The organism is Streptosporangium sp. H13245 (assembly GCF_055690525.1).
This window is the reverse complement of record NZ_JBSZKT010000016.1, coordinates 34,781-44,539: the sequence shown is the minus strand read 5'-3', so window position 1 is coordinate 44,539 and position 9,759 is coordinate 34,781. Positions and strand designations below refer to the sequence as shown.

At 72.0% G+C, this 9,759-nt stretch carries 9 protein-coding genes; 6 read left to right on the top strand and 3 right to left on the bottom strand.

The genetic code is table 11. From position 1 onward, the window contains the following. Window positions 1-107 precede the first annotated feature (107 nt). Window positions 108-938, top strand: a complete 831-nt coding sequence (locus ACW9TB_RS22880; protein WP_472750086.1) for a phosphoribosylaminoimidazolesuccinocarboxamide synthase — start codon at window positions 108-110, stop codon at window positions 936-938. Window positions 939-1,064: 126 nt separating this feature from the next. Here the strand turns inward: ACW9TB_RS22880 and ACW9TB_RS22875 are convergent, their stop codons facing one another. Further along, window positions 1,065-1,868 (bottom strand): PP2C family protein-serine/threonine phosphatase, encoded by an 804-nt coding sequence (locus ACW9TB_RS22875; protein WP_472750085.1) that lies wholly within the window; start codon window positions 1,866-1,868, stop codon window positions 1,065-1,067. A gap of 84 nt (window positions 1,869-1,952) precedes the next feature. Here ACW9TB_RS22875 and ACW9TB_RS22870 point away from each other — a divergent pair, with 84 nt between their 5' ends. Together ACW9TB_RS22870 and ACW9TB_RS22865 are read left to right on the top strand one after the other, a co-directional pair. Further along, window positions 1,953-3,968: an N-6 DNA methylase gene (locus ACW9TB_RS22870; RefSeq protein ID WP_472750084.1), complete on the top strand. Its 2,016-nt coding sequence runs from the start codon at window positions 1,953-1,955 to the stop codon at window positions 3,966-3,968. A gap of 25 nt (window positions 3,969-3,993) precedes the next feature. Beyond that, the gene (locus tag ACW9TB_RS22865; protein WP_472750083.1) at window positions 3,994-4,887 is read left to right on the top strand and encodes a serine/threonine-protein kinase; all 894 of its coding nucleotides are present in this window, start codon (window positions 3,994-3,996) and stop codon (window positions 4,885-4,887) included. Between the two features lie 111 nt (window positions 4,888-4,998). Here the strand turns inward: ACW9TB_RS22865 and ACW9TB_RS22860 are convergent, their stop codons facing one another. After that, window positions 4,999-5,604: a PadR family transcriptional regulator gene (locus tag ACW9TB_RS22860; protein ID WP_472750082.1), complete on the bottom strand. Its 606-nt coding sequence runs from the start codon at window positions 5,602-5,604 to the stop codon at window positions 4,999-5,001. An 86-nt stretch (window positions 5,605-5,690) separates the two neighbouring features. Here ACW9TB_RS22860 and ACW9TB_RS22855 point away from each other — a divergent pair, with 86 nt between their 5' ends. After that, complete coding sequence (locus tag ACW9TB_RS22855) at window positions 5,691-7,013, top strand: carotenoid oxygenase family protein (RefSeq protein WP_472750081.1); 1,323 nt, start codon at window positions 5,691-5,693, stop codon at window positions 7,011-7,013. Between the two features lie 87 nt (window positions 7,014-7,100). Here the strand turns inward: ACW9TB_RS22855 and ACW9TB_RS22850 are convergent, their stop codons facing one another. Further along, entirely contained in the window at window positions 7,101-7,709 is a 609-nt protein-coding gene (locus ACW9TB_RS22850; RefSeq protein ID WP_472750080.1) for a class I SAM-dependent methyltransferase, read from the bottom strand. Window positions 7,710-7,843: 134 nt separating this feature from the next. Between ACW9TB_RS22850 and ACW9TB_RS22845 the strand changes: the two genes are divergently transcribed. Further along, entirely contained in the window at window positions 7,844-9,121 is a 1,278-nt protein-coding gene (locus ACW9TB_RS22845; RefSeq protein WP_472750079.1) for a sensor histidine kinase, read from the top strand. Next, window positions 9,094-9,753: a response regulator transcription factor gene (locus ACW9TB_RS22840; protein ID WP_472750078.1), complete on the top strand. Its 660-nt coding sequence runs from the start codon at window positions 9,094-9,096 to the stop codon at window positions 9,751-9,753. Before ACW9TB_RS22845 ends, ACW9TB_RS22840 begins: the two co-directional genes overlap by 28 nt. Window positions 9,754-9,759 lie beyond the last annotated feature (6 nt).

The following is a 9,759-nucleotide window of genomic DNA, read 5'->3' as shown; positions in this document are numbered from 1 at the left end:
CAGGGCGGGCGCGGGTCGCCGCCGGGTGTCGAATACGGTGAGCGGGTGTCGGTCAGCGACCGGTGGCCCGCAGACGGCCGCCCGGTCGAGCGAGAGCAAGGAACGCAGTGAAGCTTCTTCATTCCGGGAAGGTCCGCGACGTCTACGAGGATCGCGGGGACATCGTCCTCGTGGCGTCCGACCGGGTGTCGGTGTACGACGTGATCCTGCCCACCCCGATCCCCGACAAGGGGAAGATCCTCACGCGGCTGTCGCTGTGGTGGTTCGAGCAGCTCGCCGACATCGTGCCCAACCACGTGATCTCGGCGACCGACGTGCCCGCCGAGTTCGAGGGGCGTGCGGTACGGTGCCGGAGGCTGGACATGGTTCAGGTCGAGTGCATCGCGCGCGGCTACCTGACCGGCAGCGGGCTGAAGGAGTATCTGGCGCACGGGTCGGTGTCGGGCGTGCCGCTGCCGCCCGGACTGGTCGACGGCTCCAGGCTTCCCGAGCCGATCTTCACCCCGAGCACCAAGGCGCCGCTCGGGCAGCACGACGAGCCCATCGCCTTCGAGGACGTCGTCGCCCTGGAGGGCGCGGAGGCCGCCGAGGAGTTCAGGCGGATCACGCTGGAGGTCTATCGGCGCGGCTCCGAGCTGGCCGCGGGGCGGGGCGTCATCATCGCCGACACCAAGATCGAGCTGGGCCGGGCCGCCGACGGCACGCTCGTGCTCGGCGACGAGGTGCTGACCTCAGACTCCTCCCGCTTCTGGCCCGCCGACCGGTGGGAGCCCGGCCACGCGCAGTTCTCCTTCGACAAGCAGTACGTGCGCGACTGGGCGACCGGCACGGGCTGGGACAAGAAGGAGCCCGCCCCCGAGGTGCCCGCCGAGATCGTGAAGGTCACCCGGGAGCGCTACATCGAGGCGTACGAGCGCATCACCGGCAGGACCTGGTGAGTCCCGGAGACGTGTGACCTCCCGCCGCCGCCCGCTGGTGCCACATCGGCCACGGATCGGTTGCGGGATCGGTTGCGGGATCGTCCGGGCCGCGTCGGTGAGGTCGAGGGCCTACGGGACCGCGGGTCAGAGGGAGAGTTTCCGCTCGACCGCGGCGCCCACGATGGTCGGGCCCGGCTGGGCCGCGCCGGTCGGCTCCCCGAAGTCGGCCACGATGCAGGTGATGTTGTCGGGGCCGCCGCCCCGGTTGGCCAGGTCGATGAGCCAGCGGGCGGCCTCGTCGGGGTCGGAGATCTCGGTCAGCGTGTTGAACAGCGTCTCCGGGCCGACCACGGCGGTCAGGCCGTCGGAGCAGAGCAGGTAGCGGTCCTCCGGGTAGGCCTCGCGCAGCGACAGGTCCAGCTCGCCGTCGCCGGTGCCTTCGAGGACCCGCAGCACCATCGACCGGCGCGGGTGCTCGGCGGCCTGCTCCGGGGTGATCCGCCCCTCGTCCACCAGCGACTGGACCAGGGTGTGGTCGTGGGTGATCTGGTAGAGGGCGCCGTCGCGCAACATGTAGGCCCGGGAGTCTCCGACGTGGGCCAGGGCGAAGGTGGCGCCGTCCCAGAGCATCGCGGTCAACGTGGTGCCCATGCCGCGCAGCGTGGGGTCCTGCTCGCTCATGTCCCGCAGCGTGTGGTTCACGTCCCTGGCGGCGCCCTTGAGCGCGGCGAGCAGGTCGACACCGTCGGCGGGCAGGGTCTCGTCCAGCTTCGCCATGGCTGTGACGGCAAGTGAGCTGGCGACCTCTCCACCCGCGTGACCACCCATGCCGTCGGCTATGGCGAGCAGGCGCGCGCTCGCGTAGCCCGAGTCCTCGTTCGCCTCACGGCGGACACCCACGTCGGAGCGAGCCGCGTAGCGCAGTGCAAGTGGTTGGTTCAGTGCCATGAGGGCAGTAAATCATTGGTTGAAGCACTTCACAAGCAAAGTCGTTGTAGACCGTTGCGGCACAGTCAACTACTGTGGCCCATCATGGAGGAGAGCCAGGAGATCACCGTGAACGCGGGCGACATCGCCAGGCTCGCCGGGGTCGGCAGGGCTGCGGTGAGCAACTGGCGCCGCCGCCACGAGGACTTCCCCCAGCCGGTGGGCGGCACGGCCTCCAGCCCGCTGTTCTCCCTGCCCGAGATCGCCGTGTGGCTGCGCGCGAACGGCAAGTCGTTCGAGGTCTCGCTCGGTGACCTGGTCTGGCAGCGGATGCGCACCTCGGTCGACGACCTCAGGCTGGGCGAGCTGGTCGCCAGGGTCGGCGCGTTCCTGCTGTTCCTGCGCCGCGAGCCCACCGCCTGGCGTGATCATGGTACGAAGTCTCTCACCCGCGTGGCCGAGGTGACGACGGATCTGCCCGGCTCCGCCGACCTCCGCCTGACCGACCTGGCCCTCGTCCGGCTGGTCGCCGAGCTGGCCGCCGAACGCGGCCCGCTTGAGGTCTTCGAGTTCCTCTTCGAGCGCTACGTCGAGGCCCACTCCCGGCAGCTCTCGGTCACCAGGGACGACGTGGTCGCGCTCATGGTCCGGCTGGCGGCCGGGGACGGGGGCGTCGTCCTGGACCCCGCGTGCGGCGTCGGGACACTGCTGCTGGGCGCGAGCTCCCAGGCCGGGCTGCGGGGAGACACCTCGACGAACCGGGAGACGGAGACCGAGGCGGCGCGGAAGACGGAGACCGAAACGGGGCGGGAGACGGAGACCGGGGCCGGGCGCGAGACCGTCCTGGTGGGGCAGGAGATCAACGAGACGAACGCGCTGCTCACCGCCGTACGGGTGCTGCTGCGCGGGGCCGAGGCGCGGATCGTCGCCGGTGACTCCCTGCGCGAGGACCGCCTGGCCGGTGAGCCCGCCGACGCCGTGGTCTGCGACCCGCCGTTCAACGAGCGGGTCTGGGGACACGAGGAGCTCGCCGGTGACCCGCGCTGGGAGTACGGGCTACCGCCGCGCGGGGAGTCGGAGCTGGCCTGGGTGCAGCACTGCCTGGCCCGGGTGAGGCCGGGCGGCCTGGTGGCGATCCTGATGCCCACCGCCGCCGCCAGCCGCCGTCCCGGCAAGCGGATCCGCGGCAACCTGCTCCGGGCGGGGGCGCTGCGGGCCGTGGTGACGCTGGCGCCCGGCGGCCCCGACCTGTGGATGCTCCGCAGGCCCGACGGCGGGCGTCCCCCGTCCCAGCTGCTGGTGGTGGACGCGGGCGACGACCTGTCGATCGTGGAGCCCGCCTGGCGCGCGTACGTGGAGAACCCCGAGGCCGAGCTGTCCGGCGAGAGCCGGACGGTGCGGATCATCGACCTGCTCGACGACGAGGTCGACCTCGCCCCGTCCAGGCACCGCCCGCAGCACGGCGGCCTCGACCTCCTGCGCGACTTCACCGACGCGCTGGCCAGGTTCAAGGAGACCTCGGCCCTGCTGCCGGACGCCACCCCCGCCCTCCAGATGCTCGCCGAACGGCAGGACCTGCCGACCACCACGGTCGGCGAGCTGGCCAAGGCGGGGCTGATCACGATCCTTCAGGCACCGGCGAGGATGTCCGCCGACGAGGGCCCGCTCCCGGTGCTGACCGCCGACGACACCGCGGCGGGCACGCCGCCCTCGGGCCGCACCACCCTCGACCCGGCCCTGGTCATGATCAGGCCGGGCGACGTGGTGACCACCGTACTGGGCGCGGTCAGGGTGATCACCCAGAGTGGCGCGGCGCTCGGCCCGCAGCTCACGCTCTACCGGGTCGACCCGCAGCGGCTCGACTCCGGGTTCCTGGCCGGGTTCCTGCGGTCGGCCGACGCTGCCAGGATCCATCCCAGTTCCAGCCGTCTCGACGTGCGACGGGCGCGGGTGCCCATGCTGCCCCTGTCCGACCAGCGGATGTACGGTACGGCCTTCCGTGAGCTGTTCGAGCTGGAGGACAGACTGCGCGAAACGCGGACGCTGGGGGAAACGCTGATCCGGCTAGGCTTTGACGGACTGGTCGACGGTCATCTCCGGCCGTGCGACCAAGGGGCTTGATGCCCGCAGGTCCATGGGAGGGTCGATGGTCATCGGCGACCGATACGTGCTCGACGACCTCCCGCTCGGCCAGGGAGGCATGGGGGCCGTCTACGGCGGCCACGACAAGCATCTCGACCGCAGGGTGGCCGTCAAGTTCCTGAAGTTCCTCACCGGTCCCGACGAGGAGCTGAAGCGGCGTTTCCTGCGCGAGGCCCGCATCCTGGCCAGGCTGGAGCACCCCGGCGCCCCGGTCCTGTACGACTTCGGCACCTTCGACCAGCGGTTGTTCCAGGTGATGCAGTTCATCGAGGGCGTCACCGTGGCCGACGTGGTCAGCGAGCACGGCCCGCTCCCGGTGCCGTGGGCGGCGGCGATCGCCGCCCAGGCCTGCGCGGTGCTGACGGCCGCCCACGCGCTGTCCATCTACCATCGCGACCTGAAGCCCACCAACCTGATGCTCTGCCCCGACGGGAGCGTGAAGGTCCTCGACTTCGGCCTGGCCGTGCTCCGCGAGTCCGGCTCGACCCAGTTCACCCGGGTGGGCCAGATCCTCGGCACCCCGTCGTACATGGCCCCCGAGCAGATCCAGCGTGGCCTGTCCGGCCCCCGCAGCGACCTCTACGCCCTCGGGTGCGTGATCCACGAGATGCTGACGGGCCGCCAGCTGTTCACCGGCCCCACCGAGTACGCCGTGTTCGAGCGCCAGGTGAAGGAACGCCCGCCGGAGGTGCCCGGGGTGCCGGACGAGCTGAACCGCCTGGTCGCCGAGCTCCTGGAGAAGGACCCCGACAACCGTCCGCCGGGCGCCGACGTCCTCTACGAGCGGCTGCAGCCCTTCGCGGTGGACCTGCCGATGCTTCCCGGTTTCCTGCACCCGTCGTCGGTGCCGAGCCCGGGGCGGATGTACGCGCGGATGGTCGGCCGGGTCCTGGGCTGAGGGACACGCGACACCCGGCGACGCGTCGTCGAGTGTCGTTGAACGTCGTTGGGTGGACCGCATGAGCCGTATGAGTCGCACGGACCCCGGCAGGATCGCCGTCGCGGGTTCCTAGCGGTCGGCTCGGTCGGCGATCGTCTTCGCCGACCGCTTGTCTCCCGTCGCCTCCGTCGCCCGCGTGTCGCGGGTGTCCTCGGCGGAGGCGATGGTCTCGATCTCGCGGGCGGCCCACTCGGCCCACTCCCGCTGCATGGCGCTGGCGCGCAGACCCCACTCCAGGGCGAGCCGCCCGTAGACGGAGATCTGTTCCGAGCCCTCGGTCAGCGGACGGATCCGGTCGAGCCGCTCGTGCTGCTCGGCTGCGGCGGCGCCCTGTTTGACCAGGTAGGCACGGGCATGAGCGGGATCGACCGCACCCAGGAAGAAGACCCGGAGCAGCAGGTCGCTGCGGCGTACCCGCTCGGGCTCGACCTCGACCAGCCAGTGGCGCAGCTCGGCCAGGCCGGACTCCGTCAGCGCGTACTCCTTGCGGCCTCGCGGCCCCTCGGCGACGACCTCGATCAGCCCGGCGTCGGCGAGGCGGCCGAGCTCGCCGTAGAGCTGGCTCTGGGTGGCGGCCCAGACGTTGTCCAGGGAGATCTCGAACAGCTTCATCAGGTCGTAGCCGCTCGCTGGTCCCTCGGAGAGCAGGCCCAGGAGCGCGTGTCGAAGGCTCATGACGGCATCCTACATTCCTCTATTGACATGTCAGTTATGGAGGTTCTACTTTCGACATGTCACTACTGGAATATCAAGGAGGGATCATGACCCCGTCCTACCTTCAGGGCGACCTCGCACCCGTTCCCGACGAGGCCGACGCCCGCGACCTCCCGGTCGAGGGGGCTCTCCCCACCGAGCTGACCGGGCGTTACTTCCGCAACGGCCCCAACCCGCTGCCGGGCCAGGATCCGGGGCACTGGTTCGCCGGGCACGGCATGCTCCACGGTCTCCGCCTGCGCGACGGCCGCGCCGAGTGGTACCGCAACCGGTGGACGCGCACTTCGAAGTTCACCGACAACGCCGTCTTCATCGACAACGGGCGGCGCGACCTGGCCGCCGTCACCGCCAACACCAGCGTGATCCGGCACGCCGACCGGATCCTCGCACTGGTCGAGAGCGGCCTGCCGTACGAGATCGGCCCCGAGCTGGACACGATCGGCTCCTGCGACTTCGGCGGCAGGCTCACCACGGCCATGACCGCCCACCCCAAGGAGGACCCGCGCACCGGGGAGCTTCTGTTCTTCGGCTACGGCTTCGCCCCTCCGTACCTCACCTACCACCGCCTGTCGGCCACCGGCGAGCTGGTCGAGAGCAGGCAGGTCGAGGTCCCCGGGCCGACCATGATGCACGACTTCGCGATCACCGAGAACCACGTGGTCTGGCTGGACCTTCCGGCGGTCTTCGACATGGAGGCGGCCCTGGAGCGTCGCGGCCTCCCCTACCGCTGGGACGACGCCTACGGCGCCAGGCTCGGCGTCATGGGCCGGGCCGACGGGCGGGTGCGCTGGTACGACGTGGACCCGTGCTACGTCTTCCACGTCGGCAACGCCCACGAAGACGCCGCGGGCAGAGTGGTCCTCGACGCGATCCGCTACACGCCGCGGGGCTTCCAGAGCGTGTGGGAGAGGATCAGCGGCGGCACGGGCGGGGCTCCCGGCCCCGCCGGGCCGGGGGACCCCCAGCTGGGAGCGAGCCTGCACCGGTGGACGCTCGACCCGGAGAGCGGTCTCGCGAAGGAGGAGCGCCTCGACGACCGCGCGACCGAGTTCCCCACGGTCAACGAGGCGCGCACCGGCCTGCCCAGCCGTTACCTGTACACCGTCGCCCACAACGCGATCGTCAAGTACGACGCGGACACCGGCGCGAGCGACGTCAGGGAGACCGGCGGCGCGACGGGCGAGGCGGTGTTCGTCCCCTCGGGAGACGCGCGCGCCGAGGACGACGGCTGGCTGATGTCGATCGTCACGGCGGGGGACGCCTCGTCCCTGTGGGTGCTGGACGCCGGAACGCTGGAGTCCGTGGCGACGGTACGGCTGCCGCGCCGGGTGCCCGCGGGCTTCCACGGCTCCTGGTTCGCCGACGCCTGACCTCGCCGGGCGGGGCCGGGGGGCTCTGACCGTACGGGTCCGGGCGGGGTCGAGGGGCCTCGGCGGGTCGGACGGGTTCGGAGGAGGCTAGCGGATTATCGGCCTGCGGCACACGTACGCCACCCCGGGGGGCAGGTTCCGCCAGACGGGACCGGTGGTCAGCACCTCGTCGAAGGCCGACCGCAACCTCCGGCGCAGGGCCCTGGCCCCGGCGAGCGGCAGCGCGGACAGGTAGGTGACGGTCGTGAACGCCCCGGACGGCGTGAGCGCCCGGCCGACACCGGCCAGGATCCGCTCCTGTCGCTCCCCGGGGAACAGCGACCAGGGCAGCGTGCTGACGACCGCGTCCACCCGGTCGACCCCGGCGGCGGCCAGGAGCGCGCCGAGGTCGGCGGCGTCGCCCTCGATCGTCTCCATCCAGGGTTTCGTCCGGCGCAGGTGCGCGGCCATGCCCGGGTCGATCTCCACGGCCAGCTGGCGGGATCCCGGGGCCAGCCGCGCCCGGATGGCCTCGCTGACCGGACCGGTACCGGCCCCCAGTTCCACGACCACCGACGGGCCCAGCGCGGGGACCACCGCGCTGAGCGCCCTGCCCAGGGCCGGGGAACTCGGGGCGATCGCGCCCACCACGCGCTGCCTGCGCACCGCCGCCGCCATGAATGTCCGCAGGTCCGCGGGTGCCGCCGTCTTGTTCATGACTCCCATCAGACCGCCGCGGGGGCGCGGCCCGCAGGGCGCCGGAGCCTAGTCTTCCGGGTATGCCTGGCCATACCTCCGGGGTAGGTCAGGCCAGGTAGAGGCCACACCCGCACGGGCCGTACCCTCGGTTGATGCGATCGCGGGCGGCCTGGCAGGCACTCACCCGGTGGAGCCTGCTCGCCACGTGGTGGCCGTGGCGCTCGGTGGCGTACCTGCTGACGAGTGTCCTCGTCGGCGCGGTCGCGCTCGTGGTGGTCATCCTCTGCCTGGCCGTCGGCGCGGTGCTGACGCTGGTGGTGGTGGGCATCCCGTTCATCGTGGCGCTGGGGTTCTGCGGGATACCGGTCGCCGCGCTGGAACGCCGCCGTCTGCGGATCATCGACTCGGAGCCGGTGGAGTCGCCCCACCACGAGCCCGACCGGACGGGGCTGCGCGCGTGGGCGCAAACGCGCTTCCGTGAGCAGGCCACCTGGCGGGAGCTGGCCTACACCGGCCTGCTGGTCACCGTGCTCTGGCCGATGGAGCTGATCGCCCTGGTGTACGGGGTCGCCGGTCCGGCGCTGGCCATGTACGCGCCCTTCGCCGTCCAGGAGGACGGGGAGGTGCGGCTGCTCAAGTTCTGGCTGATCAGCGGCTATCCCGAGGCGTTCCTCGCGGCGCTGCTCGGGGTCGTCCTGCTCGTGCTGTTCGCGTACCCGCTGACGGCGCTCGCGGTGCTGCACGGGCTGGTGGCCCGCGCGCTGCTCGCTCCCCGGCAGAACGACGAGGCCAGGCGGGTCGTCGAGCTCACCCGGTCCAGGTCCCGGCTGGTCTCGGCCTTCGAGGCCGAACGCCGCAGGATCGAACGGGACCTGCACGACGGCGCCCAGCAGCGGCTGGTCTCACTGACCATGACGCTCGGCCTGGCCAAGCTCACCCGGGGGGACGAGACGGCCGAGCTGGTCGGCAGGGCGCACGAGCAGGCGAAACTCGCGCTGGCCGAGATCCGCGACCTGATCAGGGGCATCCACCCGCAGATCCTCACCGACCGGGGGCTGCCCGCCGCCGTGGCCGACGTCGCCGACCGCTCCTCCGTACCCGTGGAGGTCGCCGTGACGCTCCCCGCGCGGCTGCCCGAGGTGGTGGAGGCCACCGCGTACTTCGTGGTGTGCGAGGCGCTGGCGAACGTGGCCCGGCACAGCGGGGCCCGGCGGGCCACGGTCACCGGCCGGATGGACGGCGCCCGCCTCGTCGTGGAGATCGGCGACGACGGCGTGGGCGGCGCCGACGCCGTGGAGGGGAGCGGGCTCGCCGGGCTGGCCGACCGCGTCTCGGTCGTCGACGGCAGACTGGTACTCTCCAGCCCGGCCGGTGGGCCGACCCTGCTACGCGTGGAGATCCCGTGCACCCCGATCGATCCCTCAAGGTAGTCATCGCCGAGGACGGCGTGCTGCTCCGCGCGGGACTGGCCGAGCTGCTCGCCCGGTTCGGGCACCGGGTGGTGGCCACGGCCGGTGACGCCGTAGGGCTCGTGGAGGCGGTACGCGAGCACGCCCCCGACATCGTCGTGACCGACGTGCGGATGCCGCCCGGCTTCAGCGACGAGGGCCTCAGGGCCGCGGTCGCGCTCCGCGCGGCGGACCCGCGCCTGCCCGTGCTGGTGCTGAGCCAGTACGTCGAGCAGACCTACGCGGCCGAACTGCTGGACTCCGGCGACGGCACCGGGGTCGGCTACCTGCTCAAGGACCGGGTCGGCGACGTGGAGGAGTTCGTCGACGCGCTGCGCGACGTGGCCGACGGCGGGACGATCGTGGACCCCGAGGTGGTGAGGCAACTGCTGCGCCGCCGCCGCGACCCGCTGGAGCGGCTCTCCCCCCGCGAGCGGGAGGTGCTGGCCCTGATGGCCGAGGGCCGCTCCAACGCGGCGATCGCCAGGGCCCTGGTGGTCTCGGAGGCCGCGATCGGCAAGCACATCGGCAGCATCCTGACCAAGCTCGACCTGCCACCGGCCGAGGACGACCATCGCCGGGTACTGGCGGTGGTGACGTACCTGCGGGGGTGAACGGTC